The following is a 19312-nucleotide window of genomic DNA, read 5'->3' as shown; positions in this document are numbered from 1 at the left end:
GCGGGTCCGGGCTAGTCCCGGGCCGCGCGCCAGGCTCTGGCGAGCGTAAAGAATCCTTCAGGCGCAATCGTTTCCGCCCGCGCGCCGGGATCAATCCCGGCTTCTTCAAGCAAGGCTTCGGGGCTGACGCGGGTCTGGCTCGCCGCCGGACCGAGGGATTTGCGCAAAGTCTTGCGACGCTGACCGAACGCGCTTTCGGTTACGATGGAGAGCGCCTTCAGATCGGTGAAGCGCTGGTCTTCGGGCAGGGGCTCAAGTACCACGACGGCGCTGTCCACTTTGGGCGGCGGGGTGAAGGCGCGGGCCGGAACCGTAAAGGCGTAACGCGATTTCGCCACGGCGGCGGCGAGGATCGCCAGACGGCCATATTGCTTGTCGCCGGCTTTGGCCACCACGCGCTCGGCCACTTCCTTCTGGAACATCAGCACCAGCCGCGTCCACCAGATGGGATCGGCTTCAAGCCATTTGATCAACAGCGCCGTGCCCACATTATAGGGCAGGTTTGAGGCGAGGATGCGGGCGCCGTCATGGGGCAGCGTGCTTTCGTCCACTTTCAGCGCATCCGCCTCGATGATTGAGAAGCGCCCGGGAACAGCCTCGGAAATCTGTTCGAGCGCCGGTACGAAGCGGCGATCCTTCTCGATCACCGTCACACGCGCGGCGCCTTCGCTCAGCAATCCTCGCGTCAGTCCGCCCGGGCCGGGGCCGACCTCAAACACCGTCGCCTCGGTCATGTCGCCGCACAGACGCGCGATCTTGGCGGTGAGGTTGAGATCCAGAAGGTAATGCTGGCCAAAGCGCTTGTCCGCGCCCAGCCCGTGCTCGGCGATCACCTCACGCAGGGGCGGCAGCTGGTCCATGCTCATGCCTCAGCCTCACGGCTTGAAACCATAGCGTCAGCCTGCCGGAGGGCGGCGATCAGGCTGTCCGGGCGCGCCACGCCCTTGCCGGCAATGTCAAAGGCAGTGCCATGATCGGGGCTGGTTCGAATGATCGGCAGGCCGAGCGTGATGTTCACACCGCCATGAAAGTCGAGCGTTTTGACCGGGATCAGCCCCTGATCATGATAGAGGCAGATTGCGGCGTCATACTGCGCGCGCGCCTCTTCATGGAACATGGTGTCCGGCGGGAGAGGCCCTGCGATTGTGAGGCCTTGGGCGCGCAGCTGTTCGAGCGCGGGAGCCAGAATCTCGATCTCTTCACGGCCAAGCGCGCCGCCTTCGCCCGCATGCGGGTTCAGTCCGGCAAGGGCCAGACGTGGTTTCGCCAGGCCGAAGTCGCGTTTCAGCGCGTCAGCGACCACCCGAACCGTATGCGCGACACGCTCCGGCGTCAGCGACTGGATCGCGTCCAGAAGCGGGGTGTGAATGGTCACAAGCGCGGTCCGCAAACCGCCGCCCGAGAGCATCATCACCGGACCGCGAGCGCCGCTCATGGGCAGGTCAGCAGTCAGATGCGCGACGAATTCGGTGTGGCCGGGGAAGGTGAAGCCAATCTCGTACAGCCGGGACTTGGAAACCGGGTTGGTGACCACAGCGCTCGCCCGTCCGGCCTTGACGGCCTCCACCGCTGCTTCGATCGAGCGCACGGCGCTTGCCGCTTCGCTCTCACACGGTTCAAGCGCCATCACGGGCAGGAAGTTCGTGAAGACGCGTCGCGCCTCATCGGCGTCTGACACCAGCTCGGGGCGTGGCAGATCCAGCAGCTGTGCGGCCGCCATCAAGGGTGCAGGATCACCATAGACGACGAAGCATACATCTTCATCGCGCAGTTCGCGCCAGGCTTTCAGGCTCAGTTCGGGGCCGACCCCTGCGGGATCGCCAAGGGTCAGGGCCAGGGGGGCGCGGCTCACCGGATCTCGATGGTGGCGTCGCGGCGCAGGTCGCGCAGCCAGCGGCGGGACAGCAGGGAGAGTTGCTGGTTGATCAGCTGGTTCTCGATCTGCTCTGCATTCGGCACGCCGGGGCCGGTCAGCGCCTTGTCACACAGCACGAAAACCTGCGCTCCTGCCGCCGTGTCCAGCACAGACGTGGCAGCGACAGGTTCAAGGCCGCTCAGGGCGTCGCGAATGGTCGGGACGAGGGCATTGGCGCCCACATCGCCCAGATTGGTGACGAAAGCGCCTTCGACGCCGCTCACAGCCTCTTCCAGAGCATCGCAGCTGTTTATGTCAGCGGCGGCGCGCACAAGGGCGGCGCGATTGGCATCGGTCAGACGCGAGCTCGGAATGGTGATCTGGGCAAGGTTCAGTTGCTCGATGACCTGGCCGTCGCGGCGGTCGATCAGGGCGATGATCTGAAAACCGCCCGGCACGCGGATCGGGTTGGAGATCTGGCCCGGCTCCATTTGCGTGGCCGCTTCTGCGACCTGGGCGTTGATGCCGGACAGGGGCAGGTAGCCGGTGTCGCCGCCGGCGCTGGCGCTGGCCGCATCAGAGAATTGCTGGGCGACGGCCTGGAAGGGCGCGCCCTGGCGCAGCTGGCCATAAATGGTCTGGATCACGCCGACCGCACGTTCCTCGCCGCCCTGGGGCGTAATTTCTATGAAGATCTCGCCGAGACGGTATTGCGGCTGGGAGGCGGACTGGATGTAGCGATCCAGCGCGGTTTCGATCTGCTGGTCTGAAATGCGGATGCGAGAGCGATACCGGCCGCTGACGAGGATTTGCCAGGCGATCTCGGCTTTCACTTGCTGACGCAGCGTTTGGATGTCGATGCCGCTCGCGGCGAGATCGGATTCGACCTCTTCAACCGTCGCGCCCGAACGGGCAGCGATATCGGCGATGGCGTCGTCGACTTCGGCTTCCTCAACGGCCAGCTCGAACTCGCGCGCCTGCTGCAGTTGCAGGGTCTCGTCCACCAGCCCGCGAATGGCCTGGTCCTGGATGCGGGTCAGCATCTCTTCAGTGGGCTGAACCCCTGAGGAGGAGATGATGAGACGCATGCGATTGCGCACGTCCAGCGTGGTGATCGGCTCGTCGTTCACGACAGCGGCGATGCCTTCGACCTGTTGCGAATAGGCCGTGGGCGTAGCGGTCGCCATTGCGATGCCGGCGAGGATAGTCAGCGCGAGTCGGAACGCCATGTAAGAACCATAGGGTTAGAGGTGTTCTGGCAAGATACCGATACACGGAGCCGACGCAATCGCCGGACTGCGTGTCAGGCGTTAATCTTCACTCAGCCCGCCGAGGGTGAACAGGACGATCTCCAGTTTCACGGAGTCGCTCGGGCCCAGATTGGCCACATCGATATTGTCGCGCTCCCAAAGGATGCGCAGGTTTGTGCACTCGTCACGATACTGCAGACCCGCCCGCTGGCGGCGCACTTCGTTTTCTTCCAGATCGATGACGCCGTCATAGACCACGGACCATTCCTCGGTCAGCGCAAAGCCGGCGCGAGCCGTGACTTCTTCAAGCTGGCTCGTCGAGGCGGCGTCGGTGCGGCGGGTGTAACGCGCACTCATGGATACGCGCCAGGCTTCAAAGCCGGTCGTCAGATCCAAGCGGTTGATTTCCTGGGTTTCAGAATCGATGCGGGCGCGGGCGTCGAGATCAAACTGGCCCAGATCGACCTGAATTTGCCCGATCCAGTCAGAATCATCGTCCGCCAGACCACTGGAAGCCGGGAATCGCTGCTCGCCGTCGAGCCGGAAACTGCGGCCCGCAAACACTTCGACCTCGCCGGGAAGCGCGCCGTTCCAGTCTGCGGCCACGGTCAGGCCGACATCGACGCGGGCGCCATCTTCCCACAGATCATAGCCATTGGCGCGGGCGGCGTCGAACAGCTGGCTTTGCTGGAACTCGATCGAGCTGCTGTCCACATTGACCGGAGTGGTATCGGCATTGTCGCTGCTGGCGAAAATCGCTGCCGCGCGCGGGGCGATCAGCCAGTTCACATTCCGGCCCGGCCGCACGAAGGGCAGGCTGAGATCCAGCCCCGCCGCCCCCAGGGCGCGCGTCAGATTGGTCTGGTCGATTTCGTCGCCATTGGCGTCGGTTTCGTTGAAGGCATAGGCGTCAGCGCGCGCCACGGCGAAGGCTTCCGCACGCAGGCCGCCGGGCAGGATCGCAGGGCGCTGCCAGTCCAGCCCCAGGCTGGCGCGGGTGTAATCATCGCCTGCATTGCGGTGCAGGTTCACCGTGTTGAAAGTGAAGTCGAGATCGCCCGCCCAGTCCGGCATGGGCAATTCGGCTCCGAATCGGATCAGCGGCGAGATGAAAGGCAGGGTGTCGTCATCCACATCCTGCTGCAGCTTGTTGAAGTGGATGATCGTGGCGTCGCCGTGGAAGTGCTCGCCATCACCGATGAAGAACAGCTGGTTCAGCAGCATGCGCTGGTCGGCGATGTTGAACAGGCCGTTGGCGCGGTCAGGCGATTCTTCATAGCCATAGCGGCGCAGATAGAGGTCTTCGCTGACCGCTTCGACGCCAAAGCCCCAACGCAGGTTCTGATTGAAGCTGAACAGACCGTCGGCGAAGACGTGCCCGCGCAGTTCTTCATCGCCGAATTTGCCGTCCTGATCGAACTCCTGATCGTAGGTGAAGCTCGTCTGGATGTTCATCTCGCCGGAATAGAAGCGGCGGGTCCAGTCCAGCTGGATCAGCGGGTTCACCTTGCTCATATAGCGCGGCGAGACGATCAGCTCCTGGGACGGGCCGATGGCCCACAGATAGGGCTGCTGATAGCTGAACCCCAGACGGCTGGAGCTGTTCAGGACCGGGAACAGAAACCCTGACTGGCGTTCCGCAGACGGGTCAGCATGGGCGAAGACCGGTGAGTACAGGATCGGGCGGCCCAGCACCTCAAGGCGGACATTGCGGTAATAGATCACCTTGTTCTGGGTGTCGCGCACCACACGGCTCGCCCGCAGGCGCCAGGTGGGCTCGCCTTCACCGCTCTCACACAGCTCGCAGGCCGTGTAATACGCGTTCGACAATTCCACCGAGCCATCCGGTCGGCGCAGCGCAGCGCCGGCGGCGGCGCGGCCATTGTTTTCCAGAAGCGTGGTGAAGCCGCGGGCTACGCCTTCGCGCAGATCATCGCTGAGCTCGACTTCGTCGGCATATTGGGCGGGTTCGGAGCCGTCAAAGATCTGCACGCCGCCGCTGGCGATCACGCGATTGATGGCGGGATTATAAGTCAGCTCGTCCGCGAACAGCACACGGTCGCCGGTCTGAACGCGCACATTGCCGCGTGCGATATACAGGCCATGTTCGCGATCCTGGATCAGCTCGTCCGCATCCAGATACACCCGATCATTGCTGATGGACTGCGCCATCGCTGCTGGCGCACACGCCGCAAGAAGGGCGGCTGCCGCCGCAGATCGGTACAACGCTTTCATGATCGGTGTTCAGTCCCTTGGCCAAGCCCCAATAAGCCATGTATCGGATTGGGGCGCCATCGTCCACGCATCAGCCGTCTTCAGTGGCGGCGATAAAGAACAAGCCTGCGAGCGAGAACAGCGCAGGTGTGGTCCAGGCGGCGGTCATTGGCGTGATCGCGCCCGAGGCGCCAAGCCCCAGCATCAGCTCCTGGCTGAAATACAGAATAAAGCCCGCCGTCGCGCCTGCGGCTGCAAAACCTGCGGCGCCGCCCAGGCGGTGCAGGCGCAATGTGGCGGCGATGCCCATCAGCGCCGCAGCCACCAGCATCAGCGGTTGGGCCAGCAAACCATGCCAGCGCAGCTCGTAGGACAGCGAAGACAGGCCCGCATCGCGCGCCGAAGCGATCACGGCGGGCAATTGCCAGAAGGACACAGCCCCCGGGGAGCGTGCGCGTTCAAACAAGGCCTGACGGCCCACATTGGTGGGCAAGGCCACATCGCCCAGCTCCGCAGCCTGTCCGCCGGGGGCGTATTCGACTGCGTTCGTCAGGCTCCAGAACCCGCCATTAAGCTCGGCCTGATCGGCGGTGATGCGGCGATCCAGCAGAGGTGCGCCGGTCTCGGTCAGCACATACTGGCGGAAGACCGGCTCGGTCAGGGTGGACTCATCGCCTCCCTGCTGCAGGGCGGTGATCATGATATAGCCGGTCGACGTGGTCTCGCGCAGCCAGATCGGGCCGGACTGATTGGCGCCGCTCGACTGACCTTCGCCTTCAAACAGCGCTTCACGGGTGGATTCGAACCGGGCGTTCGACGCAGCGCCCAGCGGGTTCAGCGCCAGCGTGCTGACCGCGCCCGTAAGTGCTGCAAGGATCGCCACCGGCGCCAGGATCCGCCAGGCGGAATAGCCAGAGGCGCGCATCACGATCAGCTCGGAGCGGCGGTTCAGGCGGAAGAAGGTGAACAGCACGCCGAACAGCACGATGAAGGGCAGGGTGTCCTGAACCAGCAGCGGCACCTTCAGCAGCGACAGGTGCAGCGCCTGAATGGCGGAAATGCCCACGCGCGTCCCGATATCGCGTGAGGTCTCCACGAAATCGATCAGCAGGATGACCGCTGTGATGATCACCGCCGCGCCGATCAGGCCGATCAGCGTCTGGATGAAGATATAGCGCCAGAGACGACCGATCATGCCTGCGCCTCCGCCTGGATGGAGGCCGGGCCCTCGACGCGCGGCGCCCGGCGACGGGGGCGGCCAATGATGGCGATGGCGGCGATGATGCCGATCAGTGGTACGAGGTATTGCACAGCATTCATGCCGTCGTCGGATTCCGCGGCGGCCTGAATGGCGAAGCCAGCCAGCCGCAACACGACGGCGCTGGCGCCGGCGAGGATCAGATTGCGGCCATAGCCGATGCGGCGATGTTCGCCAGACATGTAGGCGGCCAGAGCGATCAGCGCGAAAGCCAGATTGTAGAGCGGTGCGGACAGGCGGTAATGCCCCTCGGCATACAGACGGCCCTTGCCGCCGGCGCGGGCGATGTCAGCCGGGGTGGGGCGCAGCAATTCGGGCAGATACTTGTCGCTCTCCTTGAAGAAAAGCGAGGCCGTGTTGTCCACGAACAGGGTCAGCTCCACCTTGGTGCTGTCAAAGCTGAGATTGGTCAGCACGCCGGACTGGTCCACCTGGGTGCGCACACCGTCCTCAAGCAGCATGACCGGGCCGCGATCGGTCGAGGCGATGCGGCCACGACGCGCGGCGTAGGCGGCGGACTGGCCGGTGCGGTCATCCATGATGAAGACGTCATTGAGCACGGAATCATCGCTGATCTCGCGCACATAGAACGTCACCTGATCGCCCAGCGGTACAAACTCGCCCTCGCGCATGAAACTGGCGGCGAGGTCCGTGCGGATTTCAAACAGCTGTTGCCGCATCAGGCGGAAACTGGCGGGCTGGACGAACAGATTGATCACCAGATTGACCAGCAGGACATAGATCGCCAGACGCAGGAACGGGCTGACGCGTTGAAACCGGCTCATCCCGGCGGCGGCCGCGACGGTGAGTTCGGAATCGCTGGTCAGGCGGTTGAGCGCGATCGCGACCGCCAGAAAGACAGCGATCGGCAGCAGCAGGGCGATGACCTGCGGCATGGCCAGCACGGTGATGGTGATCAGCACCAGCGCCGTTTCCCCGCGCTCGGCCATCAAATCCAGATTGGACAGAGACTGCGTCAGGACCGCCAGCCCGGTCAGCGCTGACATGGCGCCGAGGAAGGGCCACAGCGCCTGTCTGAAAGTATAGCGTTGAAACAGGGTCATTCGGCGCCAATGTGAGGTCGGTCGAGCAGTTCGCACTCATGAAGACCGCATCTTCTAACGCGGGTTGGGATGCGATACCACTGCCCGCATGGAGTTCTCCAACGGGCCGCGCGGACCTCGCGCGCCGAAATCTTGCTGATACTGGAAAGGTTTGCCATGAAAATCTCGTTTGCCGCCTCCGCATCGGGTGATGCAATTGCAGCGCCGGTCTTCGCCGATCGCGCCCTGTCTGATGCTGCGAAGGCGCTTGATTCGGCGACGTCCGGCGCCGTGACGCGCGCTATCGAGGCCTCCCGTTTCAAGGGCGGCGCTGGCGACCTTCTGGAAATTGCAGCGCCTGCGGGCGTGGATGCGACCCGCATCGTGCTCTTCGGTCTGGGCGACAAGTCCAAGCTGGACGGCAATGGCGCCGAGAAGGCCGTTGCCGGCGTGATCAAGTCGATCCTGATCTCGGGCGCCAAGGCGGTGTCGGTGCATCTGGATGGCGATGCGGACCTTCTGTGCCGTGGTGCGCTGGGCGCCAGCCTCGCCGCCTACCGTTTTGACACCTATCGCACCAAGCTCAGCGACGACAAGAAGCCGTCCGTCGAGAGCGTCGAGATCGTGTCCGCTGACGCGGCGGCGGCTGAAAAGCTGTGGGCCGACTGGGCGCCGGTGGCCGAGGGCGTGACCCTGGCGCGGAACCTTGTGAACGAGACGCCGAACGTTCTCTATCCGGAAAGCTATGCTGAAAAAGTCAAGGAACTCAGCAAGCTGGGTCTTGAGGTTGAAGTGCTTGGCGAAGCCGAAATGGAAAAGCTCGGCATGCACGCCCTGCTGGGTGTCGGCCAGGGTTCGGTGCGCGAATCCAAGATGGTCATCATCAAGTGGAATGGCGGCAAGGCGGGCGACAAGCCGCTGGCTTTCATCGGCAAGGGCGTCACCTTTGACTCCGGCGGCATCTCGCTGAAGCCGGGTCAGGGCATGGACGAAATGAAGGGCGATATGGGCGGCTCCGCCGCCGTGGTCGGCCTGATGGCCGCATTGGCCGGTCGTAAAGCCAAGGCAAACGTCATCGGCGTGATCGGCCTGGTCGAGAACATGCCTGACGGCAACGCCCAGCGTCCGGGCGACATCGTCAAATCCATGTCTGGCCAGACCATCGAGATCCACAACACCGACGCCGAGGGCCGCCTCGTTCTGGGTGACGTGCTGTGGTACACGCAAGACCGCTTCGATCCGAAATTCATGATCAACCTCGCAACGCTCACCGGCGCCATCCTGATCGCGCTGGGTCATGAGCATGCGGGCGTGTTCTCCAATGACGACGATCTGGTCGCCAAGCTGGAGAAAGCGGGCAAGGCCTCTGACGAGACCGTGTGGCGTCTGCCGATCGGTCCGGAATACGACCGTCAGATCGACACCCCGAACGCGGACATGAAAAACGTGGGCGAGGGCCGTCTGGCCGGGTCGATCACTGCGGCGCAATTCCTCAAGCGTCACGTGAACGAGAAGCCCTGGATCCATATCGACATCGCCGGCACCGGCATGAATGCTGGCTCCAAGGATCCGCGCATCCCCACCTTCGGTACCGGCTATGGCGTGCGCCTGCTGGACCGTCTGGTGCGCGACAACTTCGAGGGCTAACGCCCTTGCCGAAGCGCCCCCGGCCTTGGGCCGGGGGCGTCGCCATTCAGGACGCACTATGGCTGAGCTTTGGTTCTATCATCTGGAAAACGCCAGTGTTGACGAGGCGTTGCCGGAACTTCTGACCAAGCTGATGGAGCGGGGCGGCCGCGCTGTGGTGTGCAGCCAGGAAGAGTCCCGGCTCGAGCATCTCGACAGCCATTTGTGGACCTTCCGCGATGACAGCTTCCTGCCCCATGGCCGCGCTGAAGCGGAGCATGTGGAGCATCAGCCCATCGTGCTCTCCGATCGCACCGACAACCCTAATGCCGCCAGCATGCTGTTTTGCCTTGATGGCGCCGCGCCGGGCGATGTGTCCGCCTGGGACCGTGTTGTGGTGATGTTTGAAGCGAACGACGAAACAAGCGTGGCTCGGGCGCGCGCCCTCTGGGCCGCCCAAAAAAAGTCCGATATTCCGATTAGCTATTGGAAACAGAACGAAATGGGCCGCTGGGAGCGCAAAGCATGATCCGTACACTCGTTATTCTCGCCGCCGGTCTGACCCTGACCGCGTGCGCGACGACCGCTTCGACCACGAACGCCAATGCCGGGGCCGATCCGGTTCCCATGCCCGAACCCCAGCCCTGCGCCGCCGAGGCCTATCAGGTGCTGGTCGGCCAGCCCGTGGGCGGCGTGCATACGGACAGCCTGCCGCGCCCGCACCGTGTCTATGGTCCCGGTGATGCAGTCACGATGGATTACCGCCCCGACCGCCTGAACATTGTGGTCGGCGAAGATGGATCGATCATTGAAGTGAAGTGCGGGTAGGAAAAGGCGGCGCTTAGCGCCGCCTTTCTCTTTCTCTACCCCTAGTGCATGTCCCGCGCGCGTTCGCGGAGCATGAATTTCTGGATTTTGCCGGTGGCGGTCTTGGGCAGTTCGCCGAACACGACGATGCGCGGCGCCTTGAAGTGCGCCAGATGCTCGCGGGCGAAGGCGATGATGTCTTTTTCGCTCACCGTCGCCCCGGTCTTCAGCTCGATGAAGGCGCAGGGCGTCTCGCCCCATTTGGCGTCGGGTTTCGCGACCACGGCGGCGGCGGCGACATCGGGATGGCTGTAGAGCACATCCTCCACCTCGACCGAGGAAATGTTCTCCCCGCCCGAAATGATGATGTCCTTTGAGCGGTCCTTGATCTCCACATGCCCGTCGGGATGGGTGACGGCGAGATCGCCGGTATGGAACCAGCCGCCCTTGAAGCTCTTCTCGGTGGTGGCGGGGTTCTTCAGATAACCCTTCATGACCGCATTGCCTCGGATCATGATCTCTCCCAGGCTTTTACCGTCCCAGGGCAGGGGCTCCATGGTTTCAGGATTGGCCACCATCAGATCTTCCTGGGTGATGTAGGGCAGGCCCTGACGCGCTTTCAGCCGTGCGCGGTCTTTCAGCGGCAGCTCATCCCATTCGGGCTTCCACGCGCAGGCGATGGAGGGGCCATAGACTTCCGTAAGGCCATAGGTATGCGTCACCGTCACGCCCATGGCTTCCATGCCCGCAATCACCGTGGCGGGCGGGGAGGCGCCGGCGGTCATCATCGCGACTGGATGGTCAAAGTCCGGCCGCTCTTTTTCCGGCAGCTGGATCATCATGCTCATCACGATGGGCGCGCCGCAGAGATGCGTGACCTTGTGCTCGGCGATAGCGGACAGGATGGCGAAGGGTTCGACCCGACGCAGGCAGACATTGACGCCCGCCTTCGCCGCGATGGTCCAGGGGAAGCACCAGCCATTGCAGTGGAACATGGGCAGGGTCCACAGATAGACCGGGAAATGGGGCATATCCCATTCCATCGCATTGCCCACGGCATTGAGATACGCGCCCCGGTGATGGGTGACGACGCCCTTGGGATCGCCCGTCGTGCCCGAGGTGTAATTGAGCGCAATCGCATCCCATTCATCATCGGCGCGATGGAAATCAAAGTCGGGATCGCCCTCCCTGAGGAAGGCCTCATACTCGACCTCGCCAATCAGATCGCCATGCTCGGCCAGCGGGTCGTCGATGTCGATGATGAGCGGTTTGGCGTCGATCTCCTGCACCGCGCGAGCGATCACAGACGAGAATTCGCGATCCACCAGAATGACCTTCGCCTCGCCATGCTTGAGGATGAAGGCGATGGCTTCTGCGTCGAGCCGGATATTGAGCGCGTTGAGCACGGCGCCGGACATGGGCACGCCGAAATGGGCGTCCACGAAGGCGGGAATGTTCGGCGCCATCACCGCGACGGTGTCGCCTTTTCTGACGCCACGCTTTGAAAGCGCCGAGGCGAGCCGGACCGAGCGTTCATACACCTCGCCCCAGTTGCGGCGGATGTCACCGTGGATGACGGCGAGCTTTTCAGGATAGGCGCGGGCGGTGCGCGTCAGAAAGCTGATCGGGCTGATCGGCACATGGTTGGCGGCGTTACGGTCGAGATCCGTATCGTACATCTGGCTCAACTGGAAACTCCCCGGGGTCGCGTTTTGACAAACGTCTTGATCGGATCATTCCGACACCGGAAAGGTACAGGGGCAAGGCGACCGAAGGTCACGCGACTTTAGGCGTATTTGGCAGTGGTTAGACGCACGCGTCGCCCCGATCCAGAGCCATAAGCGCCGCCAAGCTCTCGCGTTGCGCAATCTGCTTGCAGGCCTTGTCGAACACTTTGACCAAGTGAGGCTTCAGACTGGCTTTGGCGACGTCATGATCCGCCTGCCGGATTTCGCAGAACAGAGCTGTCGCGTACGTGAGCGTTTCCTGGGTCAGATACCCACGGCGAGAGGATCGCCATCCAGCATATCCTGACTCAGAATATTGCTGGAAATGGAAGGCGGAGTTGGCGAGGAATACGCCGAAGCCCAGATAGACGGCCATCAAATCAGTGAGGAGTTCGACTTCCTCTTCTGGAACCTCGCGCTCCACCGGATGACCGGCGAGGACTGCGTGCGCTATCTCATGAGCGAACGTCGCGATAAGATGCACCGGGGCACTAACATCACTCAGGGCATAGGTGATCACGAGTTCATTCGATTGGACCTGAAAGGTGCCGGCAGCGGACTTGTCTGACTCGAGAAAATGTAGCGCACTCACCTGTTGCAAGTGATGCGTGTCATCCACGCCTTCAAGCCGGATCGGCCAGTCGCGAACTCCACAAAACTCGGCAGTCCTGACAAAAAGTTGCTCGGCGCATTCTTCTGCCGTCCGGGCGTCCACCACAAAGCCGCCATTTCGCGGCGTGACGAGCGCGGTATCTCGTACCGCTTTGTCCGAGCTGAAGCCTTCGAGGATGCGAGCAAAGTTCGCCTCGACCCAGTCAGCGATATGGTCTTCGACCGCGCGTGGCTTGAAAAACATCAACACTCTCCCCTCTGGGGAGAACTAAGCCGTATTTCTCTGTCAGGTCAAAGCGCGCTCTGCGCGGCCTCGATGGCTTCTTCGGCTTCGAGCCAGGCCAGTTCCGCCTCGTCGATCAGATCAACGCATCTGGAGCGCTTTTTGGTCAGCTCGGTCGCGAGATTGGGGTCTTTCTCCCACAGGCCATCCACGGCGAGACCGGCGTCAATCTTTGAAAGCACGCCCTTGAGGCGTTCAATCTCTTTCTCCCATTTGGCCGCTTGCGCCTTGAGAGGTTTGATCTTTTCGCGCGCGGCTGCGGCGTCGCGCCGGTCCTGGGTCTTCTGTCCGCCCGTGGGTTTGGACTTGTCGCGGGGTTTGGCTTCACCTGCCAGAAGCTCGCGCCGGTAATCGTCCATATCCCCGTCATAGGGCTTGATCGTGCCGTCTGCGGCCAGCCACAGCCGGTCCACGCAGCTTTCGATCAGGTCCCGGTCGTGAGAGATGATGATCACCGCGCCCGCAAACTCGTTGATCGCGGCCTTGAGCGCCTCGCGGCTGTCGATGTCGAGGTGGTTGGTTGGCTCGTCTAGGATCAGAAGATGGGCCCCATCGAAGGTGATGAGGTTCATCAAAAGCCGCGCCTTCTCACCGCCCGAAAGGTTCTTGGCGGGCGTCTCCTGACGATTGGCGGGCAGGCCGAAACGGGCGAGGCGGGAGCGACGCTCGGCCTCGGTATTGTCCTCCATGCGTTCGAGCACATGGGTGTAGGCGGAATGGTTCGGCGAGAGGGCGTCGATCTGGTGCTGGGCGAAATGAGCGACCACCGCCTTCTTGTGCATACGCATGGCGCCCGAGGTGACGGGCAGGGCGCCGGTCAGAAGCTTGGCGAAGGTGGACTTGCCCGCGCCATTGCGCCCCAGAAGGCCGATGCGGTCATCAATATCGATGCGCATGCCCAGATTTTTCAGGATCGGCTTGTCTTCGGAATACCCCGTTGTGCACTCGTCAAAGCGCACCAGCGGATTGGCCATCTTGCGCTCGGCATTGGGGAACTCGAACGGCGCGACCGGATCTTCCACCATGGTGGCGATGGGCTGCATCTTCTCGATGCGCTTGACGCGGGACTGGGCCTGCTTGGCCTTGGTCGCCTTGGCTTTGAACCGGTCCACAAAGGCTTGCAGGCGGCGCTTCTCGTCTTCCTGCTTTTCCACCAGCTTCATCTGCAGGCGCTGACGCTCGGCCAGCTGACGCTGGAACTGGTCATAGCCGCCATCCCAGACAGACAGCTTGAGATCCTTGAGGTGGACGATGGCGTGCACGGACGAGTTCAAAAGGTCGCGGTCGTGCGAAATGATCAGCGCGGCGCCCGGAAATTTCTGAAGGTGGGTTTCAAGCCAGACCGCGCCCTCAAGGTCGAGATAGTTGGTCGGTTCATCGAGCAGCAACAGGTCTGGCTTGGCGAAGAGCGTCGCCGCCATCGCCACACGCATGCGCCAGCCGCCAGAGAACTCGGCGCAGGCGCGCGCCTGATCCTGGGTGTTGAAGCCCAGACCGTTGAGGATAGCGCCCGCGCGCGCTTCGGCTGAATGCGCGTCGATGTCAGCGAGCCGTGTCTGGATGTCTGCTATGCGGTGCGGGTCGGTTGCGGTTTCCGCTTCGGCGAGCAGGGCGGAGCGCTCAATGTCCGCCGCCAGCACGAAATCCATCACCGAGGTCTGACCTGCAGGGGCTTCCTGCGCCACCGTGCCGATGCGGGCGCCGGGCTGCACGCTGACCGCGCCGTCATCGGGGCTCTGATCGCCCAGGATCAGCCGGAACAGGGTGGATTTGCCCGTGCCGTTGCGCCCCACAAGCCCCATGCGGGTCTTGGCGGGCAGGAACAGCGTCGCCTGATCAAAGAGCAGGCGTCCGTCGATGCGGTGGGTGAGGTCATTGATGTGCAACATGAGGCGTGCCGGTTAGCGCGCTCTTTGACGCCGGGCAAGTCGATTGCGCGGAGGGCGACGTCTGGACAGCTTTCCGATTTGTCAGCTTTTGGTAACCCAGAGCCAAATGAGCAGGGCTTAGGCAGAGGGCATAACCATAAAACAAACAGGTTGGTCATGTTCAGAACACTTACGCTCGCCCTTGTGCTGGGCGCGACGGGATCGACGACGGTCGCGCTCGCCAGTCAGCAGGTCTCCAACGCCCAATCGGCAGTCACGGTCGCATTCGAGGCCAGTGAGACGCACGATTTCACCGCATCAGAGCGCGCGGCGATCACGCAGGTCCTTGATGCGGCCTACCAGACGACGAAGGCGGACTTTCCGCATCTGACGGATGCCGTGACGGTGGAGATTCACCCGATCGAGCGTCCGGGCGTGGATGCGCTGGGCGGTGTGACGGGCCGGGCGCAACGCCCGGGCGTGCTGATCCTTGAAATATCGGCGACCTATCCGGGCGGTCTGGAAGCGGCGGCGCATGCGGGCCTGATGCGCACCGGGCTACATGAGATGCACCATCTGGCGCGCGGCTGGACCATCGAGGACAACCAGTTCGGCTACGGCATCGCCATTGCGGCGGCCAATGAAGGCCTCGCCGAGATCTATGCCGAGCATTATGAGGGGCGCGAGACGGCCTATGCGCCGCTGGACGCTGAGACCTTCAATGCCTGGGCCGAGGAAATCCGCGCCCTGCCGTATCATGCGGACTACGGCCAGTGGATGTTCGCCCACCCTGATGGCCGTGAAGCGATCGGCTATCGCACTGGCGCGGAGCTGGTGCGTCAAGCCATGGCCCATTCAGGGCTGGGCATTGTCGAGATCAGCGCCCGGAGCCCGGATGAAATCTGGCGCATGGCGGGTTTTGAGGACGCAGGCGCGAACTAGTTCAGCGCCAATGGCGCTCACGGGTTCCCATCGTGGTTTGTCATGGCTATAAGCCGCGGCAAATCCATTCACCCCTCAATGACTGAGGGGCCAGTCAGGGACGATCACTCATGGCGATCCAGCGCACCTTCTCCATCATCAAACCCGACGCGACTGCGCGTAACCTCACCGGCGCCATCAACGCCAAGATCGAGGAAGCCGGCCTGCGCATCATCGCCCAGAAGCGCATCCGTCTGAGCAAAGAGCAGGCTGAAGGCTTCTACGCCGTGCACAAAGAGCGTCCGTTCTTTGGCGATCTGGTGAGCTTCATGATCTCCGGCCCGGTGGTCGTGCAGGTTCTTGAAGGTGAAGACGCCATCGCGAAATACCGCGACGTCATGGGCGCCACCAACCCGGAAAACGCTGAGCCGGGCACCATCCGCAAAGAGTTCGCTGAATCCATCGAAGCCAACTCAGTGCACGGTTCCGACGCTCCGGAAACCGCCGCTCAGGAAATCCCGTTCTTCTTCTCTGAAGACGAGATCGTCGGCTAATCTGCTGCAGGCAGAGCTGAACAAAACCCCGGCGGAGCGATCCGCCGGGGTTTTTCTTTGCGCCTAGCGCAAGGCGCGTTCCACATGAGCGATGGCGGCGTCGAGCACGCTGTCGCCTTCATCGCCCGGTTGGGGCGCGGGCAGGCGCACATCCGGGGTCAGCGGGGCGGCGCGTTCATCGCCGCTGGGGCGGATGATCAGGGCTTTGGGATAGCCGACAACGAGCCCGGTGCGGGGCAGGGTGAACTGCTCCATCGCGCCATAGGTGGTGGCCATATCGGTGGTGGCCTCGCCGATCACGTCGCCAAAGCCGTAATCCTGAATGGTCGCGCCCATGACCACCGCATTGGAATAGCTCTGCCGGTTCACAAGCGCATAGACCCGGCCTTCAAAGCGCTGGCCGGCGCGCGGATGGACATACTCGATTTCGAAGCTGACCGTTTCGCCCATCGGGACGCCGTCATAAAGGTCCGCCAGGGTTTGCGACATGCCCGCATCGCCGCCTTGGGCGGCATCGATCCGCGCCTGATTGGAGGCGATGCTCTGTTCGCTGATCCGGATGCGGAAATCCGAGGTGAAGCGGAAGGGGCGGTCCGCAATCCAGCTCATCACCAGATCGGAAAAGGCGTTGCTGCCGCCCGGATTGTTGCGCAGATCGAGGATCAGCGCGTATGCGCCCGCCTCGATGAAGGTTTCAAAGCTGGCATCGACAAAGTCTGAGAACGCCGCCACCGCTTCGGGCAGATAGGCCGCCTCGGCGGACTGGGCCTCTGTGTCATAGAACGGGCCGGGACGCAGATAGGCGATCTCATCGGTCAGCATCCGCGCCTCACGACCGCTCAGATCATGGCGCGCCAGACCTTCGCGGTTCATCAGCGCATCATAGGTGATGGCGGGCAGCTCCAGCTCGTGCATCTGGCCGTCCGCGGTTTCGATCCCGACCGTAAACTGATCGGGCGCGCCGTATTCGAGCCAGAAGAAATACGCCTCACTGCCTTCCATCTGGGCATAGGCGAAGGGCGCGGTCTCGGCCGGAATGTTCCGGGTCAGCCGGGTCAGCCAGTCGGAATTGGCCGCGCCATTGAGCGAGACGATCCGGTCGCCGGGACGGACAGGGAAATCCGCCGGAGCCTGAGTGATGATCACTTCACCCTCGCGCACCTCAAAGCTGAGGGGGAAGAGCCCGGCGTTCTCGTCCGCCAGATACTCGAAAAAGCCGGGGTTGAGCCCTTCAATGCGGGTATGGGCGAAATGGGCGTGCGCGGCGAAACGCTGGAAGGCGAGATGCAGCTGCGACAGGGATCGGGGTGCTGAGACCAGCTCATTCTGAAGCTCGCGATAATACTGGTCGTAAACCGGCTTGGGCGTCGCGGCGAACAGGTCATAATGCGCTTCCTGCAAACCGGTGTAGAGCACGTGCGCATCCGCAAGGGCGTCTTCAATCGGGATCAGGTCTTGCGCCTGGCAGGCGGGGAGGAGGACGCTGGCGAGCAAGCCGGCGAAAAGGGATCGCAGTATCATGGGTCAATCTCATCGTGTTGTTCGGGCGTCTCTTGCGGACGCCTTCCGGATGAAGACCGATGGTGGCGAGATTGCCATAACCCCGGCCTCCTGATTGTCTGACCATGCCTCCTTTTACCGGATTTGAGCGGATATGAGCGCAGAAACGCCCTTTCTGATGGGCCCCGTCCGGGTCGAACCGGCGATCAATCGCATCACGGGTGAATCCGGCCCTGTGGAGCTGGAGCCGCAAGTGATGGACCTTCTGGTCTATCTGGCCGAGGCGAAGGGTGAGGTCCGCTCCAAGGATCAGATCGCGGCGGCCCTCTGGCCTGACGCCAGCGTCAATGAGGATGCGCTCTCACGCACCGTCTGGAAGCTGCGACAGGCGCTGGGTGATGACGCGAAAGCCCCGCGTTTTGTGCAGACTGTGTCGCGGCGCGGCTATCGTCTGATCATGCCGGTTGAGCCCATGGGCGCAGACGCTCCTCCCGTAACGCCAAAGGTCAGCCGGTCGGTGTTGATGCTGTCAGCGGCTGCCCTGGTGGTGGTGCTGGTCGGGGCCCGCATAGTCCTGCGCCAGCCCGATGCCGTCGCCCCCCATGTGGCGATCGCTCCGGACGAGACATCAGCCCTGCTTGACCGCGCGGACGGCTTTTACGCCCAATACACTCGCTCGGACAATGAAGCGGCCCTGCGCCTGTATGAGCGGGTTCTGACTGAAGACCCTGAGAACGCAGCCGCGCTGGCGGGGCTGGCGAACGCACTGACCCAGCGGGTCATCCGGTGGGGGCTGGATGGCGAGGCGAACCGCACCACCCTGACCGAGGCGCTTCAATCGGGCGAGATGGAGACGCCAAGGTCTCAGGCGGCGTTACAGCGCGCTGCAGCGCTGGCGCTAGAGGCGACCGAGATTGATCCAGGCCATGCCCGGGCCTGGCGGGCGCTGGGTCTGATCAGGGCGGCGCAATCAGAGTTTGACGCTGCGCGCCGCGCCTATGACCGGGCGCTGGTGATCGACCCGGAAAACTGGGGCGCGATGATCAACCTGTCGGAACTCGAAGACCTGTCCGGCCATCCAGAGCGGCAGGCGGACCTTCTGGCGCGCAGCTTTGAAGCCATGTCGCGCGACTATGCCGCGAACCCGGTCGCGATCCGGCCCTGGCAATCCGAGGTCGGTTTGGCTGTGGCGCGTCTGCGCGCTGAAGCCGGAGCGCCGCAACAGGCCGAGCTGTGGTATCGCCGCGTTCTGGCGCTGGACCCGCTGAACGCTGACGCCGTCAAAGGGCTGGCGGCTGTGTTGCGTGAAAGCGGGGACGAGCAGGGTGCGCAGGCGCTATGCCGTGAGCTGGAAACAGCGGGCGGCGGGCTGTGCGATCTCTAATCCAGACGCGGTTTCTGGCGCAGGCTCTTGGTCTGGCTCTTCTGCGCCTTCTTGTCCTTCTGGCGCTTGATCGAGCTTAAGGACGGGCGGGACTTGATGCGCGGCTTGGGCTTCCGGCTCGCCTGTTCGATCAGGCGCTTGAGCCGGGTGCGGGCCTCGGCGCGGTTGCGGTCCTGAGAGCGGTGATCCTCCACATGCAGAATCAGCACGCCGTCCTGGGTCATCCGCGAACCGGCGATGCGCTTGAGGCGCTGCTTGATGGCGTCGGGCAGATTGCTCGCGCTGACGTCAAAGCGCAGCTGCACGGCGCTCTCAGTCTTGTTCACATGCTGGCCGCCGGGACCTGACGAGCGCACAAACCGCTCGGTGATCAGGCTTTCATCCACGATGAGATCGTCATTGATGCGCAT

The 19312-nt window shown here is 63.1% G+C and carries 17 protein-coding genes; 6 read left to right on the top strand and 11 right to left on the bottom strand.

The features are described from left to right. Positions 1-11: 11 nt before the first annotated feature. From rsmA to ACFELO_RS08265, 6 genes are all read right to left on the bottom strand, one after another. On the bottom strand, positions 12-866 hold the full coding sequence (gene rsmA, locus ACFELO_RS08290) for a 16S rRNA (adenine(1518)-N(6)/adenine(1519)-N(6))-dimethyltransferase RsmA (protein ID WP_440957305.1): 855 nt from the start codon (positions 864-866) through the stop codon (positions 12-14). Next, on the bottom strand, positions 863-1852 hold the full coding sequence (gene pdxA / locus ACFELO_RS08285) for a 4-hydroxythreonine-4-phosphate dehydrogenase PdxA (protein ID WP_440957304.1): 990 nt from the start codon (positions 1850-1852) through the stop codon (positions 863-865). Before pdxA ends, rsmA begins: the two co-directional genes overlap by 4 nt. Then, positions 1849-3084, bottom strand: a complete 1236-nt coding sequence (locus tag ACFELO_RS08280) for a peptidylprolyl isomerase (RefSeq protein ID WP_440957303.1) — start codon at positions 3082-3084, stop codon at positions 1849-1851. Before ACFELO_RS08280 ends, pdxA begins: the two co-directional genes overlap by 4 nt. An 81-nt stretch (positions 3085-3165) precedes the next feature. Beyond that, the gene (locus tag ACFELO_RS08275) at positions 3166-5340 is read right to left on the bottom strand and encodes an LPS-assembly protein LptD (protein WP_440957302.1); all 2175 of its coding nucleotides are present in this window, start codon (positions 5338-5340) and stop codon (positions 3166-3168) included. Positions 5341-5410: 70 nt separating this feature from the next. After that, positions 5411-6514 (bottom strand): LptF/LptG family permease, encoded by a 1104-nt coding sequence (locus ACFELO_RS08270; RefSeq protein ID WP_440957301.1) that lies wholly within the window; start codon positions 6512-6514, stop codon positions 5411-5413. Further along, positions 6511-7641: an LptF/LptG family permease gene (locus tag ACFELO_RS08265; RefSeq protein WP_440957300.1), complete on the bottom strand. Its 1131-nt coding sequence runs from the start codon at positions 7639-7641 to the stop codon at positions 6511-6513. The genes ACFELO_RS08270 and ACFELO_RS08265 overlap by 4 nt, the downstream gene beginning before the upstream one ends. 156 nt (positions 7642-7797) lie before the next feature. On the opposite strand from ACFELO_RS08265, the gene ACFELO_RS08260 reads away from it, so the two are divergent. Genes ACFELO_RS08260 through ACFELO_RS08250 form a run of 3 tightly spaced genes read left to right on the top strand, consistent with a single transcriptional unit; the run spans position 7798 to position 10074 of the window. Then, the gene (locus tag ACFELO_RS08260; protein ID WP_440957299.1) at positions 7798-9267 is read left to right on the top strand and encodes a leucyl aminopeptidase; all 1470 of its coding nucleotides are present in this window, start codon (positions 7798-7800) and stop codon (positions 9265-9267) included. A gap of 58 nt (positions 9268-9325) precedes the next feature. Beyond that, on the top strand, positions 9326-9775 hold the full coding sequence (locus ACFELO_RS08255) for a DNA polymerase III subunit chi (protein WP_440957298.1): 450 nt from the start codon (positions 9326-9328) through the stop codon (positions 9773-9775). Beyond that, positions 9772-10074: an I78 family peptidase inhibitor gene (locus tag ACFELO_RS08250; RefSeq protein WP_440957297.1), complete on the top strand. Its 303-nt coding sequence runs from the start codon at positions 9772-9774 to the stop codon at positions 10072-10074. Before ACFELO_RS08255 ends, ACFELO_RS08250 begins: the two co-directional genes overlap by 4 nt. A 41-nt stretch (positions 10075-10115) precedes the next feature. Here the strand turns inward: ACFELO_RS08250 and ACFELO_RS08245 are convergent, their stop codons facing one another. The 3 genes from ACFELO_RS08245 to ACFELO_RS08235 all read right to left on the bottom strand — a co-directional run bounded on the left by ACFELO_RS08245 (position 10116) and on the right by ACFELO_RS08235 (position 14564). Then, complete coding sequence (locus tag ACFELO_RS08245; RefSeq protein ID WP_440959911.1) at positions 10116-11732, bottom strand: acyl-CoA synthetase; 1617 nt, start codon at positions 11730-11732, stop codon at positions 10116-10118. 127 nt (positions 11733-11859) lie between these two features. Then, positions 11860-12636, bottom strand: a complete 777-nt coding sequence (locus tag ACFELO_RS08240; RefSeq protein ID WP_440957296.1) for a hypothetical protein — start codon at positions 12634-12636, stop codon at positions 11860-11862. A 47-nt stretch (positions 12637-12683) separates the two neighbouring features. Next, a complete protein-coding gene (locus ACFELO_RS08235) occupies positions 12684-14564 on the bottom strand; it encodes an ABC-F family ATP-binding cassette domain-containing protein (RefSeq protein ID WP_440957295.1) in 1881 nt (626 codons plus the stop codon). A 156-nt stretch (positions 14565-14720) separates the two neighbouring features. Between ACFELO_RS08235 and ACFELO_RS08230 the strand changes: the two genes are divergently transcribed. Continuing rightward, positions 14721-15485 carry a DUF2268 domain-containing putative Zn-dependent protease gene (locus ACFELO_RS08230; protein ID WP_440957294.1) on the top strand — a complete coding sequence of 255 codons (765 nt, stop codon included), beginning with the start codon at positions 14721-14723 and terminating at the stop codon, positions 15483-15485. A 110-nt stretch (positions 15486-15595) separates the two neighbouring features. Beyond that, the gene (gene ndk / locus ACFELO_RS08225; RefSeq protein WP_009800610.1) at positions 15596-16018 is read left to right on the top strand and encodes a nucleoside-diphosphate kinase; all 423 of its coding nucleotides are present in this window, start codon (positions 15596-15598) and stop codon (positions 16016-16018) included. Positions 16019-16081: 63 nt separating this feature from the next. Here ndk and ACFELO_RS08220 read toward each other — a convergent pair whose 3' ends face one another. Beyond that, on the bottom strand, positions 16082-17539 hold the full coding sequence (locus tag ACFELO_RS08220; RefSeq protein WP_440957293.1) for a S41 family peptidase: 1458 nt from the start codon (positions 17537-17539) through the stop codon (positions 16082-16084). Positions 17540-17672: 133 nt separating this feature from the next. Here ACFELO_RS08220 and ACFELO_RS08215 point away from each other — a divergent pair, with 133 nt between their 5' ends. Beyond that, positions 17673-18902, top strand: coding sequence for a winged helix-turn-helix domain-containing protein (locus ACFELO_RS08215; RefSeq protein ID WP_440957292.1), 1230 nt, complete (start codon positions 17673-17675; stop codon positions 18900-18902). On the opposite strand, the gene arfB is transcribed toward ACFELO_RS08215, so the two are convergent. After that, a complete protein-coding gene (gene arfB, locus ACFELO_RS08210; RefSeq protein WP_440957291.1) occupies positions 18899-19312 on the bottom strand; it encodes an alternative ribosome rescue aminoacyl-tRNA hydrolase ArfB in 414 nt (137 codons plus the stop codon). The genes ACFELO_RS08215 and arfB overlap by 4 nt on opposite strands.

The organism is Oceanicaulis sp. LC35 (genome assembly GCF_052055585.1).
Taxonomy (GTDB): domain Bacteria; phylum Pseudomonadota; class Alphaproteobacteria; order Caulobacterales; family Maricaulaceae; genus Oceanicaulis.
Note: the sequence above shows the minus strand (reverse complement) of the source record. Positions and strands in the feature narration are given on the sequence as shown.